The sequence below is a fragment of the Rhodanobacter ginsengisoli genome (genome assembly GCF_042657065.1).
GTDB classification, from domain to species: domain Bacteria; phylum Pseudomonadota; class Gammaproteobacteria; order Xanthomonadales; family Rhodanobacteraceae; genus Rhodanobacter; species Rhodanobacter ginsengisoli.
The window spans coordinates 359,265-375,608 of the sequence record NZ_JBHSNF010000001.1 but is presented as its reverse complement, the minus strand read 5'-3'; the positions used below and the strand labels follow the sequence as shown (position 1 = coordinate 375,608).

Here is a 16,344-nt window from a genome sequence, read left to right as displayed (position 1 = left end):
CCGTCAAGCCCTTTTCGTGGCCGCTCAGCACCCCCATAGTGACTCGCTCCACCCAGCGAGGCGTGCCCGTGTCCATACCCAGTGCCGTGAAGAGCACCCCGATCGCAGGCCGCCAGCAACTGGCCGACTACCTGGCCGCCGGCGAGAAGCCGCGCGAGGCATGGCGCATCGGCACCGAGCACGAGAAGTTCGGCTTCCTCACCGACAGCCTGCGGCCACCCACGTTCGAGGGCGAGCGCGGCATCAAGATCCTGCTGGAGACACTGGCCAGCCGCTACGGCTGGGAAGTCTCCCGCGAAGGCGAGAACCCGGTCGCCCTTTCCCGGGAAGGCGCCTCGATCACGCTGGAGCCGGCGGGCCAGCTGGAATTGTCCGGTGCGATGCTGGAAACGATCCACCAGACCTGCTGCGAGGTGAACTCGCATCTGAAGGACGTGCGCTCGGTCGCCGACGAACTGGGCATGGGCTTTCTCGGCATGGGCTTCCAGCCGAAGTGGCGCCGCGACGAGATGCCGTGGATGCCCAAGGGTCGCTACAAGATCATGCGCGAGTACATGCCCAAGGTCGGCTCGCTGGGCCTGGACATGATGACCCGCACCTGCACCGTGCAGGTGAACCTGGATTTCTCGTCCGAAGCGGACATGATCAAGAAATTCCGCACCAGCCTGGCGCTGCAGCCGATCGCCACCGCGCTGTTCGCCGACTCGCCGTTCACCGAGGGCAAGCCGAACGGCTACCTGTCGTATCGCTCGCACATCTGGACCGATACCGATCCGCAGCGCACCGGCATGCTCGACTTCGTCTTCGCCGACGGTTTCGGCTACGAGCGCTACGTCGACTACATCCTCGACGTGCCGATGTACTTCAGCCTGCAGGACGGCCAGTACCTCGACCTCGCCGGCCAGGATTTCAAGCGCTTCATCGCCGGCGAACTTCCGGCCCTGCCCGGCACCCGCGCCACCATGAAGGACTGGGCCGACCACCTCACCACCGCCTTCCCGGAAGTGCGCCTGAAGCAGTACCTGGAGATGCGCGGCGCCGACGGTGGCCCGTGGAACCGGCTGTGCGCGCTGCCCGCGTTCTGGGTCGGCCTGCTCTACGACGACGAGGCGCTGGATGCCGCCTGGGACCTGGTCAAGGACTTCAGCCCGGTCGAGCGCCACGCGCTGCGCGACGGCGTACCGAAGCACGCGCTGAAGCTGCCGTTCCGCGGCGGCACGGTACGCGACCTCGCCGAGGAGGCGCTGAAGATCGCCGGCCACGGTCTCAAGCGCCGCGCCCGCCTCAACAAGCACGGCGCCGACGAAAGCATCTTCCTCGAGCCGCTGCTGGAGATCGTGCAGGCCAACCAGACCCCGGCCGAACGCAAGCTGGAGCTGTTCCATGGCCCGTGGAACGGCAGCGTGGATCCGGTCTTCCGCGAGTTTGCTTATTGATCCTTCATGTCGAAGCACCCTGGAATAATCGGCCGCTCGGCCGCCGATCTGTGAAATACGCCTGATATCATCCTGGCCGCTTATGCCTCGAGGTCATCGCGGCATCAGATCCAATCATTGAGGTGACCCCGATGCGCATGATGAGCGTCGTATTTATCAGCGCCTGTGCGTTAGTTATGTTCGGTTGCGGAAAGGACGGAAAGCCGCTTGATCCTGCTCGAACTGTTTTCACCTTTGCACCGATTACGCTCGCGCTCTCCTGTCCGGCGCATGGCGCACTCGAGGAAGGTGCTGCGTACTTCTCTCGTGCACCGGGTGTTTTCGATCCGAGTGGCACCCCCCGGGAATGTGTCGACCGTAGCAGGATGGCCCGCGACCTGACGCCCCTTGGGATCCGCCTTGTGGACGGCAAACGCACACAGATGTGGGCTGTGGTGATCAGGCTCAGGCCTTCCGATGCGACAGAGATGCTGCACCTGACCACCAACGCCGAAGGTAGGCGGATCGTGGTCGCCGTAAACAAAAAGGTTTTACGGAGCGCCACTGTTTATGGTGCCATCACCGGCGACGAACTCTACTTGAGTGCCACATCTCAAGCCGACGCCGCGCAGCTTGCCGAGCACTTCCTGAAAAGAAACAGATCATAGGGTTCGCTTCGCTCACACCAATCTACGGGGTTTCCGTGACCGCCCAGGCGACCGACTCGCCTGCGCGCATCGGCCTGCAGGTCGATCCGGCCAGCGGGTATTCCTCCGGCACGATCCACGGCATGCGTTCGAGCACGATGCGATCCTGGTTCCGCGGCAGCCGGTAGAAGTCCGGGCCATGGAAGCTGGCAAACGCTTCCAGCCGATCCAGCCGGCCGGCCTGCTCGAATGCCTCGGCATACAGCTCGATGGCGGCGTGGGCGGTGTAGATGCCGGCACAGCCGCAGGACGTCTCCTTCGCTGCGCGGATGTGCGGCGCGCTGTCCGTGCCCAGGAAGAAGCGGGGGTCGCCGCTGGTGGCTGCCTTTACCAGCGCAGCGCGATGTGTCTCGCGCTTGAGGATCGGCAGGCAGTAATGATGCGGATTGATGCCGCCTTCGAAGATCGCGTTGCGGTTGAGCAGGAGATGATGCGCGGTGATCGTCGCCGCCACGTTCGCCGATGCCCCGCTGACAAAGTCCACGGCATCCCGCGTGGTGATGTGTTCCAGCACCATGCGCAGTGCCGGAAACCGCTCGCGCAGCGGCATCAGATGGCGCTCGATGAACACCCGCTCGCGATCGAAGATGTCGATCTCCGGGTCGGTGACCTCCCCATGCAGCAGCAAGGGCAGGTCGTGCCGCTCCATCGCCTCCAGCACGGGATACACCCGCGACAGCTCGCGCACGCCGGACTGTGAATTGGTGGTGGCGCCGGCAGGGTAATACTTCACCGCAAACACGCTGTCGCTGGCCCTGGCGCGGGCGATCTCCTCGACCGGGGTCTCCTCGGTGAGGTACAGCGTCATCAGCGGCTGGAAACGCGACCCCGTCGGCAGGCTCGCCAGAATCCGTCGACGATAGTCTTCAGCCAGCGCCACCGTCGTCACCGGCGGCTTGAGGTTCGGCATCACGATGGCGCGCGCAAATCGCTGCGCGGTGTGGGCGACGACCGAGGCCAGCGCGTCGCCATCACGAAGATGCAGATGCCAGTCGTCGGGACGGGTAATTTCAAGACGCGTGGGTGTCATGGATTGCGGACTCGGTTTGCGGTCTGAGGCGGCAATGGTATCGCGCGATGGTGATCCGGGGCCTCCGCCACGCACCGGCATCGCAGAAAACAGAGCTTTCACCCTCCTGCGGAGGGCGAGTCACTTTCTCTCGCTTGCCCGAGAGAAAGTAACCAAAGAGAGGGGCACCCCGCTTCCGCGCCTTGCGGGCATCCCTGCCCGCAAGGTCCGCGTGCGGGTTACGGGGTTTGTCGACAGTCCATCCATGGACTGACGCCAAACTGACCGGCATCCCTGCCGGTCACCCTGCGGGCTGTTCCTCCACCCGCCCGCCGCTGCAGAGGGGCCCCGGGCAGAGCGACGCGCATCCTGCGCGTACTTTTCAGAACAGCCAGATCAAAAGCCCCCTCACCCCAGCCCTCTCCCCGGCGTTGCCGGGGAGAGGGAGCAAAGCAGTCAACGCCGCGCATGTCGCTCTTCCGCTTTCGCCGCCGCGCAGCGGCGGCGCACCGAGTGCGGGCCACGACGGCCCGCTGCTCTACCCGGGGCCCCTGTGCGGCGGTGAGCTGGGGACGACAGGCCCGCAGGGGAGTCGACAGGGATGTCGACTCCTTTTCGCCCGGACAGGAGTCCGGTCGAAAAGCCCGGCCCCAGCTCACGGACTTGCCGGGCAGGGATGCCCGGCAAGCGCCAAGGGGGGTGTCGTTTTCTCTTGGTTACTTCTCTTTTGGACAAGCAAAAGAGCAAGTGACTCGCCCTCCGCAGGAGGACGAAAGCTCTTGCCCCTGCGATGCACACTGGCACATCGCAGAAACTGAATCTGAATCCGCTAGCCTACAGCCTCGAGACTAAAATTTCCCACACGTTTCAACTCGTTTACGAGCACCCTCTTCACCCAATAAGAGCGCCAAGCAATAGTCATGTAGTTCGTGCGTGAACCTCTTCGCCAACGGAGCAATGAGGGACCAGAATGGGAGCGTCTTCAACCCAATCTTGATGTATCGGAATTCATGCATCTCGTAATGCACATTCAAGTCAGCCACAACTTGTCGATCGACGTCATCGAGCAAAACCAGGCTGTTCAGTCCTAGCCTTTCGGCTTCCGAAATAAGCTGATTGAGCTTGTGCCCAAACTCAGGTCCACGTAGCTGACGGTTCCCATGGCCCATGGAAAGTAAATAGGCCTTCAGACTCAGCTCAATCGACTGCGCAATGAGGTTGTATGCAGGCATCAGCAACTTACTTTCAAGTGGGCTGCAATCGCCGATTACCTTCTCTGCAGCAATGCGATAGTCCTCTGCGTAGCGCAACGTGCCAAACGGCGAGGGTTCACCAGTTCCATCGTTAGTCACGCACATGCCCCCAGACTCGACAAGTCTTGTTGTTTACGGGTTCCTGCTACTCTCCTCGCAACCACCGCGCTGCATCGATCGCGTAATACGTAAGAATCGCATCCGCCCCCGCCCGCTTCATCGAAGTCAGCGACTCCAGTACCACCGCCTTCTCGTCCAGCCATCCATTCATCGAGGCCGCCTTCAGCATCGCGTACTCGCCGCTGACCTGATAGACGAAGGTGGGCACGCCGAACGCGTCCTTCACCCGGCGCACGATGTCCAGGTACGGCAGGCCCGGTTTCACCATCACCGCATCCGCGCCTTCGGCGATGTCGAGTTCCACTTCGTGCAGTGCCTCGTCGCTGTTGGCCACGTCCATCTGGTAGGTGTGCTTGTTGCCCTTGCCGAGATTCGCCGACGAGCCGACCGCATCGCGGAACGGGCCGTAGAAGGCGGAGGCGTACTTGGCCGAGTAGGCGAGGATGCGGGTATGGATGTGGCCGGCCGCTTCCAGCGCATCGCGGATGGAGCCGATGCGGCCGTCCATCATGTCCGATGGCGCCACGAAATCCATGCCGGCCTCGGCCTGCGCCAGCGACATCCGGATCAGCGCCTCGACGGTGGGCTCGTTCATCACGTAGCCGCTGGCGTCGATCAGGCCGTCCTGACCGTGGGTGGTGTACGGGTCGAGCGCCACGTCGCCGATCAGGCCCAGCTCCGGGTACGCCGCCTTCAGCGCGCGGGTGGCGCGCTGCATCAGGCCATCCGGATTCCACGCCTCGGCGGCATCCTCGGTTTTCACCGACGATCCCGGCGACGGGAACAGCGCCAGCGCGGGAATGCCCAGCCGCACGCACTCGCCGGCCAGCTTCAGCAGTTCGTCGATCGACAACCGCTCGACGCCCGGCATCGACGGCACCGCCTCGCGCCGGCCTTCGCCCTCGATCACGAACGCGACCATGATCAGGTCGGTCGGCAGCAGGGTGTGCTCGCGCATCAGGGCGCGGGAGAAGGCATCGCGGCGCATGCGCCGCATGCGGATGGCGGGAAAGCTCATGGCGGGTACTCGCGGGACGTTGCCGCGCATTTTACGCCGTCACGGGCCGTCACCGGCGGGGCCACCTGCGCCGCGATCGGCTGCGCGTCATCCAGCCAGCGCCCGCGACCACCCATTCCATCGCGTACGGTGGGCAAAACACTGGACTAACCTGCGTTACGTCGGCACGCTTGGCGTTCCACGACGTAGGAAGTTTCATGAGCCAGCCCCACAGTGCCCCCACCCTGCTCGTCGATCTCGGCGGCACCAATGTCCGTTTCGGGGTGGCCGATCCATCACTCAGCCAGCCCCTGCTGCCCGACAGCATCCGGCGCTACCGGGTGGCCGATCATGAATCGCTGGTCTCCACCGCGAAGCAATACCTGGCCGATACCGGTTTGCAGGTCCGCCGCGCCATCATCGCCGCCGCCGGGCGCATCGACGATGGCGAGACGGTGAAGGTCACCAACAACCCGTGGGCGATTTCCGCGCGGCAGACCGCCAGCGCGCTCGACCTGGAATACGTGCACCTGGTCAACGATTTCGCCGCCCAGAGCATGGCGGTGACCCTGCTGCAGGGCGATGACCTGGTCGATGTGGGCACGGTGCCGCGGCCGGTGATCGGCGCCCATGACGAACAGACCTTTGCCATCGTCGGCCCCGGAACGGGTCTCGGTGTCGGCGGCCTGCTGGTTCGCGGCGGCCATTGCAGCGTGCTGCAAACCGAGGGCGGCCACGCCGGCTTCGCCGCGCATTCGCCCGAGGACATCTCGATCCTCGATTACCTCAACCACAAGTACGGGCGCGTCTCCAACGAGCGACTGATCTGCGGCCAGGGGCTGGTCAACCTGTACGACGCGATCTGCCACATGGTCGGGGCCAGGGCCGATGAGCTGAAACCGGAAGACATCACCGCCCGCGCCAAGGACGACAGCTGCCCGCTATGCACGCGCACGGTGGAAACCTTCGCCGGGATCTTCGGCAGCGTGGCCGGCGACCTGGTGCTGACCCTGGGGGCCTGGGACGGTGTCTACCTTACCGGCGGGCTGATCCCGATCCTGCTGCCGTGGCTGGAGCGTGGCCGCTTCCGCGAGCGCTTCGAGGCCAAGGGCCGCTTTCGCGACATCATGGAAAAAGTGCCGACCCAGGCGATCATGAACCCGGAGCCGGGCCTGCTGGGCGCGGCCGCGCTGGCCGTGCTGGAATCGGGACGGCCGCTGCTGAAGCGAGGCTAGCAAGCTGCCGGCGAGGCCCCGGCGACCCAAAGGAGAACGAGCATGCCCCGCAGCGACACCGCCTTCCTGTTCGACCTCGACGGCACCCTGATCGACAGCGTGTACCAGCACGTGCTGGCCTGGAAGGAAGCGCTGGACCGCGAAGGGGTGGATATCTCGGTATGGCGCATCCATCGCAAGATCGGCATGAGCGGTGGCCTGTTCGCCGACATCCTGTTGCGCGAGACGGACCTGGAAATCACCGCGGAGCGGCTCGAACGTCTGCGCCAGTGGCATGCAGAGGTCTTCAAGCAGCTGCATGCGCAGGGCTCGGTGCGGCCCTTGCCGGGCGCGCGCGAATTGCTGGCCTGGCTGACCGAACGGGACATTCCGTGGGCGATCGCCACCAGCGGGCGCATGGAGACCGCGGCACCGAATATCGAGGCGCTCGGCGTCGATCCATCGAAGGTGCCGGTGGTGACGCGCGACCAGGTACGCCATGCCAAGCCCGACCCGGATCTGTTCCTCGCCGCCGCCGCACGCCTGGGCGTGGACATCCACCAGTCGCTGGTGATCGGCGACAGCGTGTGGGACATGCTGGCCGCCCAACGTGCCCGTGCACTCGGCGTCGGCGTGCTCTGCGGCGGCTATGGCCAGGCCGAACTGCAGCAGTCCGGCGCCTTCCGCGTGTATGACGATCCCGCCGACCTGCTGCGGCACATCGACGAAGTCGCCGCACGCGACTGAACCGGCGTGTTGCGGTGCCGCGACCTGCTCGCTGAACGCCGTCGCAGACCGCCGCGGGCCTCATGAAAAATTAATCATCGGCCGGAGTCGAGAGGGTAGGCTGCACGTAGCCAGCCGCCCACGGAGACGCCCATGCGCCGACTCGTCGCCAGCCTTCCGCTCGCCCTGCTGCTCGCGGCGTGCTCGCCCTCGCCGGCACCGCCGCAGGCCGACGCCGGTCACGCCGCGCCGACGAATGTCGCGCTCGGTTCCGCCCAATGGTATGCATGGGTCGACCGCAGCCTGGGCATCAATGACGGCAGCGGACGCCCCCTGGAGCACGGTTCCGATGCCTGGAATCAGGCGGTGCAGGATGAACTGGGCCAGGAAGCGCCGCAATCGCCGCCCGGTTCGCCGCAATGGCAGCAGTCCGTCGATGCGCTGCTGCGCACACGCATGCCGCCTTCGTCCTGAACGTGGCGAACCCGCACCTTGTTCGTCGCGGATCGCGGCGATCGGGGCCGGTACCGGCGGCCTGCCTACCGACCGGCTGACGTTCCATGCCAGACTGCCCGGGCCGGCGGAACGTGAGGCGGCGTGGCTCGGGGGGAGCTCATGTATATCGGTTGGGGACTGGCGGGACTGGTGTTGTTCATGGTCGTCGGCATGATCGACGGCTCGGGTTCCGGCGACCATCTGTACGGCATGCTGACGGGCGTGCTGCTGGGCCTGATCTGGGCGCATCAGAAAAAACTTCGCGGCGAACTGGACAAGACCCGTGCGCAGCTCGATCGGGCGCTGGCGCAAGGGGTCGCGACACCACCACCGGCGAGCCAGCGCGAACGAGCCGCGCCCGCCGCTCCGGCGACATGGGAGCCGGTGACTCAGTCGGACACCCCCCACGCCGACGTTCCCGCGCCTGCCGCACCGCCACCGCTGGCGAGTCCACCGGGAAGCCCACCCCAGCGCCCCCGTATTCCCACATCGGTGCGCGCATACAAACCGGCGCAGCCCGACATGGCCGCGGTCGCGATATCCCGCATCAAGAGTTGGTTTACCGAAGGCAACGTGCCGGTGAAGATCGGCATGCTGGTGCTGTTCGCTGGCGTGGCGGCCTTGTTGAAGTACGCCTCGGACGCCGGCATGCTGCGCGTGCCGATCGGTCTGCGCCTGAGTCTGGTGGCACTTTCGGCGATCGTCGCGCTGCTGCTCGGCTGGCGTCAGCGCGATTCGCGGCGGGTGTTTGCGCTGTCGCTGCAGGGCGGCGCGATCGGCGTGCTGCTGATCACCGTGTTTGCCGCATTCCGCTTGTATGCGTTGCTGCCGCCGTCGGCGGCGTTCGTCTTGCTGGTGGTGCTGGTCGCCGGCGTCGGCTTGCTGGCCGTGCTGCAGGATGCGTTGGCCCTCGCGGTGCTAGGTCTGCTGGCCGGCTTCCTGGCACCGATCCTCACCTCGACCGGCCATGGCAGCCACGTCGCCCTGTTCAGTTACTACGCGGTGCTCAACCTGGCCATTCTGGGCATCGCATGGAAGCGTTCGTGGCGGGTGCTCAACCTGCTCGGCTTCGTGGCCACGTTCGGTATCGGCAGTGCGTGGGGCGTGTTGCAGTACCAGCCCGAACTGTTCGCCAGTACCGAGCCGTTCCTGATCCTGAATTTCCTGTTCTACCTGGCGATTCCGCTGTTGTACCTGCGCCGCGCCGCTCCGGATCAGCGCAGGCTGATCGATGGCTGCCTGCTGTTCGGCAATCCACTGATCAGCCTGCTGCTGCAGGCGGCCCTGCTGCACTGGCGCGGCCAGCCGCTGGCGTTTTCCGCGCTGGCGGCGGCGGCCATCTATGTGGCCGTGGCGTGGAGCATCCGCGGGCGCGACAACCTCGGCATCCTGCGGGATGCCTGGGCGGTGCTGGCGATCGCGTTCGCCACCCTGGCGGTGCCGCTGGCGCTGAGCGCCAGCCTGACCGGCGGCGTCTTCGCGCTCGAGGGCGCCGGCCTGATCTGGCTCGGCCTGCGCCAGCAGCGCCGGCTGTCGCGCTGGAGCGGCGTGGCCCTGCAGCTGGCGGCGGCGGTCGCCCTGCTGATCGGGCACGTCGACAGCGCGCCGATGATCGCCACGGCGTGGCTCGATCGCGACTTCATCGGTGCCTTGACCCTGGTCGCCGCCGCCTTCGCCAGCGCATCGTTCTACGCGCGCCTGGGCACGGATGCGGTGCTCCAGCGCTGGACCGCGGTGCTGTTGTACGGGTGGGGCCTGTGCTGGTGGCTGGGCGCGAGCTGGAGCGAGATCGGCCGGCATGTCGACGCCTCCGGCGAAACCGCCGCAACGATCATCCTGCTCGCGTTGACCGCCTGGGTCGCCGCCGAAGTGGCGCGGCGGCGGCCGCGCTTCGAACTCGGTGCCGTGGTGGCGTGGACCGCGCCGATCCTGTTCGCCGCGATCCTGCCGCTGGTGTGGCGGCAGCTGATCGACGGGCAGCAACCCTTGGCGGGCTGGAATCTGCTCGCCAACGTGCTGGCGGCCGCGCTGGGCTGGCGCACGCTGCAGTGCCTGCGCAGTTGGCCATCGCCGGCGCTGCTGACCCAGCTGGGCTGGCTGTGGCGCTGGGCACTGGTGGCCAGCGTCGCGATCAAGCTGCAGTTGCAGGGCACGGCCGGGATGTCTGCTGCCTGGATGCTGCTGCTGGTGATGCTGCCGTTGTGCGCGCTGGCGGCACTGGCACTGATCCGGCCGCGCTGGATCGCACCGCCGCTGGCCGACTTGCTGCCGGCGCTGCGCCCACCCCTGCTGGGCTCGGTACTGTTCGTGCTGGGGTTGAACTGGCTGGCCGGCCTGTTCCTGGCCGGTGACGCCACGCCGATGGCGTATCTGCCGCTGCTCAATCCGCTGGAACTGCTGCTGATCATCATCGGCCTGCTGTTCGCCCGCTGGCTGGGCGACGCGACAACACCGGCCTCGCTGCGCTCGCGCCGGGCGATGCTGCTGGGCGTGCTCGTCATGGCGTTCGCCACCAGCGCCACCTTGCGCGCCGTGCACCAGCTCGGCCACGTACCGTGGAACGGCGCCCTGTTCGACTCGAGCCTGGCGCAGATGTCGCTCACCGTGGCCTGGAGCGTGTTCGGCCTGCTGGCCTGGGTGTGGGGTTCACGCCGCGGCCAGCGGCTGGTCTGGCTGGCCGGTGCACTGACCATGGGCGTGGTGCTGGCCAAGTTGCTGCTGGTCGATCGCAGCCATCTGGGCAACCTGTTCGGGATTGCCTCGTTCATTGCCTACGGCCTGCTCTGCACGGTGATCGGCTATCTGGCACCGGCACCGCCGCGGCGGTCATCGCCGTCGAACGGGGAGCTTGCCGATGCGCCCTGATCCGCGCCCGCCGACATGGCGCGCCTGGCCGCTGCTGTGCCTGCTGCTGCCGTTCGCCGCCGGCGCCGTCACGCCGGCCGACTACGCCTACCGCTACGCCCTGGCTACGCCGGGCCGCAGTGCGGCGTGGCGGGTCGAGCTGACGCCCGCGGTCTATGCGGCCTCCCGGCCAGACGCCCATCTGCGCGATCTGGTGGTGGTCAATGCGCAGGGCCAGGAGGTGCCTTTCGCGCCCCTGTCCGAGGCACCGCCGCGACCGCAATCGTTCCGTCTGCAAGCCACCCTGCTGCCGCTGCCGGCCAGCAGCGCGAGCAACGGTACGGGCGTGCGCGTGCAGCGCAACAGCAACGGCGACATCGTGATCGAGCAGCCGTCCACTCCCGCCGCGTCGGGCCGCCCGAGCCAATGGCTGCTCGATGCCCATCGCCGGGTCGAGCTGGATCGCATCGAGATCGACCCGCTCGCCCTGCCGGCCGACTCGCGCTTTCATCTTTCCGCACAGTCCAGCGACGACCTGCAGTCATGGGTCGAACGGGGCCAGGGTGCCGACATCGTCAGCGTCAGGCGCGGTGTCGAGGCGGTCGAGCAGCACACCATCACGTTGAGCGGCGGCGCTCCCGCGCGCTACTACCGCCTGAGCCTGCGCGCGGACGACGTCGCGCCGTGGGACAGCGCACAGACCCCGCGGGTGGAACTTCGCGGCAGCTACACCGACCCGTTGGCCGGGCGCATCGCCGCGCGTCACTGGCTGACCCTGACGGCCACGCCCGCCTCGACGGCCAGCGGCGGTGGCGTCAATTACGACTACGCCCTGCCCGCGGCCCTGCCGGTGGAAGCGGCGCGGATCGATCTTGCCGGCGACAACACGGTGGCGCGATTCAGCCTGCTCGACCGCGATGGCGGCAGCGAGCGGCAACTGGCCATGATCACCGCCGTGCGGCTCGGCGCGAACGAGGGCGAAGATCCTTCCACCGCAGTCGCGACCGTGCGCGTGCAGCACCTGCGCCTGCATACCGACACGCCGCTGTCGCAGCCACCGTCGCTGCGCGTCGCGTGGCGGCCGGATGTGTTCGTGTTCCTGGCCGAGGGCGACGGCCCGTACAGCCTGCTCGCCGGCAGCTATGCCGCACGACGCGGCGACTATCCGGTGGACGCGGCGCTGGAACGCCTGCGCCCAGCCGGCGCCGACTGGCAGCCGCCGCTGGCGACGCTTGGCGCGGTCAGCGACGCCGCGGGCGCTTCGGCCCTGATGGCGCCGAAGACGCCATACGACTGGACCCGTTCGCTGCTGTGGCTGGTGTTGATCGGCGGCGCACTAATGGTGGCCGGCATGGCCTGGAGCCTGCTGCGGCAGGCGCGGCGCGGCGACGACCAGCGCTGATCGCCGCGGTCAGCCCGGTGCCAGCAGCGAGTCCAGGTCGTCCTGTTCGAAACTGAGTTTCTCGCGGCTGCCGCCGCCTTCCAGCACCGCGGCGGCGAGTTCGGCCTTGCGCAGTTTCAGCTCCTCGATGCGCTCCTCCACCGTGCCACTGGTGATCAGGCGGAACACGAACACCGGCTTGTCCTGGCCGATGCGATGGGCGCGATCGCTGGCCTGCGCCTCGGCCGCGGGATTCCACCACGGGTCGTAGTGGATCACCGTGTCGGCCGCGGTGAGGTTGAGACCGACCCCGCCGGCTTTCAGCGACAGCAGGAACAGCGGCACCTCGCCGTTCTGGAAACGTTGCACCGGCTCGGCGCGATCGCGGGTGTCGCCGGTGAGGGTCACGTAGCGGATGCGCCGGCGATCGAGCTCGGCCGCGATCAGCTTGAGCATGCCGGTGAACTGGGAGAACAGCAGCACCTTGCGGCCCTCGTCGAGCAGCGCCGGCAGCATGTCCATCAGCAGGTCGAACTTGGCCGATTCGTGCACGCCGCGCGCCGCTTCCAGCTTCACCAGGCGCGGATCGCAGCAGACCTGGCGCAGTTTCAGCAGCGCGTCCAGCACCACGATGCCGGAATGCGCGATGCCGCGCTGGGCGATCACCTCGCGCAGTTCCTCGGCCAGCGACAGGCGCAGGCCTTCGTACAATTCGCGCTGGCGACCTTCCAGCACCACCCGGCGGGTGATCTCGGTCTTCGGCGGCAATTCCTTCGCGACCTGCGCCTTGGTCCGGCGCAGGATGAACGGCGCCAGCCGCAGGTTCAGCCGCTGCTGGCACTCCTCGTCGTGCTGCTTCTCGATCGGCACCCGATAGTGGCGGCGGAACGCGCCTTCGTCGCCGAGCAGGCCGGGCACGCACAGGTCGATCTGCGACCACAACTCGCCCAGGTGGTTTTCCAGCGGGGTGCCGGTAAGGCAGACGTAACGCGACGTGCGCAGGCTGAGCAGGGCACGCCGTGCCTGCGTGCGCGGGTTCTTCACCTGCTGCGCCTCGTCCAGCACGATCAGCGCGAACGGCTGCTGGCGCAGTGGCGCCACATCCCGCGGCAACAGCGCATAGCTGGTCAGCACGATGTCCTGCGCGCCGAGCTGGGCAAACTCTTCGGCGCGCTGCGGACCATGCAGGGTAAGTACATGCAGGGCCGGCGCGAAACGCGCGATTTCCGACTGCCAGTTCGGGATCAGGCTGGTCGGCACCACGATCAGGGCGGGCTGGGTCAACGCCCCGCCCTGCTTGAGCGACAGCAGGTGGGTGATCAACTGCAGGGTCTTGCCCAGGCCCATGTCGTCGGCCAGCACACCCCCGACGCCGGCCTCGGCCAGCGCGTTCAGCCAGCGCAGGCCCTCGCGCTGGTACGGCCGCATCTCCACCGTGAGGCCTTCGGGCACCGCATCGCTGGCGCGCTCGGCCGCATCGCGCAGGCGCGCGGCGAAACCCAGCAGCGGCTCGGCCGCCTCCAGCGTGCCGCCACCGGGCATCGCGGCGATCAGCTCCTCCAGCCGCCCGGCCTGCACTCGCGGCAGATGCAGTTTCTTGCGCGGCCTCTCCAGGTATTCGGCCAGCGGTGCCAGCAAGCCGCGCAGTTCGCTCAGTCGCACCGGCACGCGGCGGCGCGCATCGACCGGCGCATACCACACGGCATCTTCGGGCTCGTTCGGCGCCGGGCTGAGGCTCAACTGGTGCTCGGCCAGCGCCTGCGCCACGGCCGGCAACAGGTTGTGCCGCACGCCATCCAGCTCGATGCCGATCTCCAGGTCGAACGCATGGTCGTCGGCATCCTCCACCGCATGGCCGTACCAGCTCACCGGGCCTTCCAGCACCTCGAACGGGAAACTCGGCGCGTACTCGACCTGAAATCCCTCCTGCTCCAGCTTGGGCCGCAGCGCCAGCCAGCGCGCGGGCGTGTTGACCTCCAGCGCACCGGCGTAACCGGCACCGGGGAACAGCCACGCATCGTCGGGCAGGGTTTCGGCGACATCCCAGGGCAGGCCCTCGGTGTCCACGCCCGGGGTGAGGCCGGCACGCTCGAGCTGCTCCATCGCGGTGAGTTCTTCGGCGCGCCGGCGGGTGATCTCGACCAGCTGGCCATTGCGCACGCGGCGTACCAGCGGCTCGCCGCCGCGACCGGGCAGACGTTCGCCGGCATAGTCGAACGCCAGTCGCGCGTAACCCAGCGGCGGCGTGCCAGCGGCAAGCCGCGCGTGGCGGGTCAGCGCATGCAGCACCAGCACCGGTTTCGGCGCCAGCCGCGAACGACGCACCTCGCCGAACACCTGCGGTAACGGTACCCGCGTGGCCAGCCGGCTACCGGGCAGGCGATTGCGCAGACGACGGCCATGCTCGTGTTTCAGCGGCGGCAGTTCGAGCCAGTGGGTTTCCTCGGCCGCGGCGTCGAACAGCCCCAGCGTGGCGCGCTCGGCATCCAGATACCAGAGGCTGTCGATCCGCAGCAGGCGCTGGCTGTGCGGCAGCAGGGGCAACAAGCGCTGGGTGCCGTCCGCCTCCATCTGCCAGTGCCAGTTGAGCTGATGCGACTTGCCGCGCGACAGTCGCAGGCCGGCCAGGCCACCGAGGAAACACGGTGCGGTATCGAGGACTTCGGCCAGCAGGGTGTCACCGACATGACCACCCAGACGTGCATAGCTTCGACTCTTGCGCACACTCTGCGGCAAGCCGAGGATGGTGGCGGCAAGACGTTGCTCATGCGGTTGCAGCGGCGACTGCGCCAGGTGCCGGCTGTCCAGCGGTACGGGCCGCGCATAGCGGCCGTGCTCGGCCACGGCCAGCAATACCGGCGCCACATCCAGCCGGGCAAACGCGGCTCCATCTTCCGGCATCACTTCCAGGAAGAAACCGAGCACGCCGTGATCGTCGACCACGGCCGGCTTGGGCGCCGCCAGCAAACGGCGCCAGGCCAGCGGCAAGACTTCGTCATCGCCGGATGACGTTGCGGTGATCTGCGGTTTCTCGTCCGGCTGCTGCATGCGCATGCGATCCGTGGCGACAATCAAAACATTGAGCTTAGCAGCGCGGAGACAGGATGCGACCGCTTGCCTGAAGACGGGTGATGCCGCTCCAGGCAACCGGCTTCAGGGTGTGCGGAACAGGCCCTGCGGATATTCCGGCTTCTGCTCGCGCGCCATCAGCGCCTTGAGCCCGTCGACCGGGGTGACCTCGCCGTGCAACACGGCGCGCACGCCGGCGCTGATCGGCAGGTCCAGCCCATGCTTGTCGGCCAGTCTCGCCACTTCGTCGGCGGTGAGCACGCTCTCCACCACCTGGCCGATCTGGCGCAGTGCCTCGTCGATCGCCACGCCACGCCCCAGTGCCAGCCCGAGCCGCCGGTTGCGCGACAGGTCGCCGGTGCAGGTCAGCACCAGATCGCCGAGGCCGGACAGCCCGATCAGGGTTTCCGGCCGCGCACCCAGCGCCACGCCCAGGCGCAGCATCTCGTTCATGCCGCGGGTGATCAGGCCAGCGCGGGCATTCAGGCCCAGCTCCATGCCATCGGCGATGCCGGTGGCTACCGCCAGCACGTTCTTCATGGCTCCACCGAGCTCGGCACCGAGCACGTCGCGGCCGGAATAGGCGCGCAGGTTGGGGGCATGCAGCACGCTCGCCAGTTGCTGGGCGAACGCGTCGTCATCCGAGTGCACGGTGACTGCACTGGGCAAGCCGGTGGCCACCTCGCGCGCGAACGAGGGACCGGTCACGACCGCGGCGGCACGGCCGGGCAGTTGCTCGGCCACCAGTTCATGCAGGAAGCGTCCGGTACCGGGCTCGAAGCCCTTGGTCGCCCAGGCGATCGATGTACCGGCATCGAGCAGCGGCGCCAGCTCGGCCAGCATGCTGGCGAACGCATGGCTGGGCACCACGATCAGCACGATGTCGGCACCGCGCACGGCACGGCCCAGATCGCTTTCGTATTCCAGTTCGACGGGCAGGCTGATGCCCGGCAGATAGCGCTGGTTGCAGTGCTCCTTCGCCATCGCGGCAAGCGCTGCGCCATCGCGCCCCCACAGCCGGGTGGGCACCCCGTTGCGCGCGATGAGCGCGGCCAGCGCGGTGCCCCAGGAGCCCGCACCGAGTACGGTCAGCTTCGGGTTTTCAGCCATGAAG

At 67.5% G+C, this 16,344-nt stretch carries 12 protein-coding genes; 7 read left to right on the top strand and 5 right to left on the bottom strand.

Annotated features, from left to right (window positions below; genetic code table 11):
* The first annotated feature begins 68 nt into the window (after positions 1–68).
* Together ACFPPA_RS01510 and ACFPPA_RS01505 are read left to right on the top strand one after the other, a co-directional pair.
* Complete coding sequence (locus tag ACFPPA_RS01510; protein WP_377316582.1) at positions 69–1,436, top strand: glutamate--cysteine ligase; 1,368 nt, start codon at positions 69–71, stop codon at positions 1,434–1,436.
* Between the two features lie 131 nt (positions 1,437–1,567).
* On the top strand, positions 1,568–2,083 hold the full coding sequence (locus ACFPPA_RS01505) for a SecDF P1 head subdomain-containing protein (RefSeq protein ID WP_377316580.1): 516 nt from the start codon (positions 1,568–1,570) through the stop codon (positions 2,081–2,083).
* A 22-nt stretch (positions 2,084–2,105) separates the two neighbouring features.
* On the opposite strand, the gene pyrC is transcribed toward ACFPPA_RS01505, so the two are convergent.
* The 3 genes from pyrC to hemB form a co-directional block, all read right to left on the bottom strand.
* The gene (gene pyrC, locus ACFPPA_RS01500; RefSeq protein ID WP_377316578.1) at positions 2,106–3,152 is read right to left on the bottom strand and encodes a dihydroorotase; all 1,047 of its coding nucleotides are present in this window, start codon (positions 3,150–3,152) and stop codon (positions 2,106–2,108) included.
* 827 nt (positions 3,153–3,979) lie between these two features.
* Positions 3,980–4,489 (bottom strand): HEPN domain-containing protein, encoded by a 510-nt coding sequence (locus ACFPPA_RS01495; protein WP_377316576.1) that lies wholly within the window; start codon positions 4,487–4,489, stop codon positions 3,980–3,982.
* A 40-nt stretch (positions 4,490–4,529) separates the two neighbouring features.
* Positions 4,530–5,522, bottom strand: coding sequence for a porphobilinogen synthase (hemB, locus tag ACFPPA_RS01490; RefSeq protein ID WP_377316574.1), 993 nt, complete (start codon positions 5,520–5,522; stop codon positions 4,530–4,532).
* A gap of 197 nt (positions 5,523–5,719) precedes the next feature.
* Here hemB and glk point away from each other — a divergent pair, with 197 nt between their 5' ends.
* From glk to ACFPPA_RS01465, 5 genes are all read left to right on the top strand, one after another.
* Positions 5,720–6,736 (top strand): glucokinase, encoded by a 1,017-nt coding sequence (gene glk / locus ACFPPA_RS01485; protein ID WP_377316572.1) that lies wholly within the window; start codon positions 5,720–5,722, stop codon positions 6,734–6,736.
* A 42-nt stretch (positions 6,737–6,778) separates the two neighbouring features.
* Positions 6,779–7,462, top strand: a complete 684-nt coding sequence (locus tag ACFPPA_RS01480) for an HAD family hydrolase (RefSeq protein WP_377316570.1) — start codon at positions 6,779–6,781, stop codon at positions 7,460–7,462.
* A gap of 132 nt (positions 7,463–7,594) precedes the next feature.
* Positions 7,595–7,915 carry a hypothetical protein gene (locus ACFPPA_RS01475; protein WP_377316568.1) on the top strand — a complete coding sequence of 107 codons (321 nt, stop codon included), beginning with the start codon at positions 7,595–7,597 and terminating at the stop codon, positions 7,913–7,915.
* 141 nt (positions 7,916–8,056) lie between these two features.
* A complete protein-coding gene (locus ACFPPA_RS01470; protein ID WP_377316566.1) occupies positions 8,057–10,801 on the top strand; it encodes a DUF2339 domain-containing protein in 2,745 nt (914 codons plus the stop codon).
* Positions 10,791–12,182: a DUF3999 family protein gene (locus ACFPPA_RS01465; protein WP_377316564.1), complete on the top strand. Its 1,392-nt coding sequence runs from the start codon at positions 10,791–10,793 to the stop codon at positions 12,180–12,182. Before ACFPPA_RS01470 ends, ACFPPA_RS01465 begins: the two co-directional genes overlap by 11 nt.
* Before the next feature lie 9 nt (positions 12,183–12,191).
* Here ACFPPA_RS01465 and ACFPPA_RS01460 read toward each other — a convergent pair whose 3' ends face one another.
* Together ACFPPA_RS01460 and ACFPPA_RS01455 are read right to left on the bottom strand one after the other, a co-directional pair.
* A complete protein-coding gene (locus ACFPPA_RS01460; protein ID WP_377316562.1) occupies positions 12,192–15,209 on the bottom strand; it encodes a DEAD/DEAH box helicase in 3,018 nt (1,005 codons plus the stop codon).
* A 105-nt stretch (positions 15,210–15,314) separates the two neighbouring features.
* Positions 15,315–16,340, bottom strand: a complete 1,026-nt coding sequence (locus ACFPPA_RS01455; protein WP_377316560.1) for an NAD(P)H-dependent glycerol-3-phosphate dehydrogenase — start codon at positions 16,338–16,340, stop codon at positions 15,315–15,317.
* Positions 16,341–16,344: the final 4 nt, after the last annotated feature.

Excerpts from the sequence above, each read along its gene's own strand:
- ACFPPA_RS01495 (WP_377316576.1), bottom strand. The coding sequence starts at position 4,489 with ATGTGCGTGACTAACGATGGAACTGGTGAACCCTCGCCGTTTGGCACG.
- ACFPPA_RS01460 (WP_377316562.1), bottom strand. The coding sequence starts at position 15,209 with ATGCAGCAGCCGGACGAGAAACCGCAGATCACCGCAACGTCATCCGGC.
- ACFPPA_RS01465 (WP_377316564.1), top strand. The coding sequence starts at position 10,791 with ATGCGCCCTGATCCGCGCCCGCCGACATGGCGCGCCTGGCCGCTGCTG.
- ACFPPA_RS01455 (WP_377316560.1), bottom strand. The coding sequence starts at position 16,340 with ATGGCTGAAAACCCGAAGCTGACCGTACTCGGTGCGGGCTCCTGGGGC.
- pyrC (WP_377316578.1), bottom strand. The coding sequence starts at position 3,152 with ATGACACCCACGCGTCTTGAAATTACCCGTCCCGACGACTGGCATCTG.
- ACFPPA_RS01480 (WP_377316570.1), top strand. The coding sequence starts at position 6,779 with ATGCCCCGCAGCGACACCGCCTTCCTGTTCGACCTCGACGGCACCCTG.
- hemB (WP_377316574.1), bottom strand. The coding sequence starts at position 5,522 with ATGAGCTTTCCCGCCATCCGCATGCGGCGCATGCGCCGCGATGCCTTC.
- ACFPPA_RS01475 (WP_377316568.1), top strand. The coding sequence starts at position 7,595 with ATGCGCCGACTCGTCGCCAGCCTTCCGCTCGCCCTGCTGCTCGCGGCG.
- ACFPPA_RS01505 (WP_377316580.1), top strand. The coding sequence starts at position 1,568 with ATGCGCATGATGAGCGTCGTATTTATCAGCGCCTGTGCGTTAGTTATG.
- glk (WP_377316572.1), top strand. The coding sequence starts at position 5,720 with ATGAGCCAGCCCCACAGTGCCCCCACCCTGCTCGTCGATCTCGGCGGC.
- ACFPPA_RS01470 (WP_377316566.1), top strand. The coding sequence starts at position 8,057 with ATGTATATCGGTTGGGGACTGGCGGGACTGGTGTTGTTCATGGTCGTC.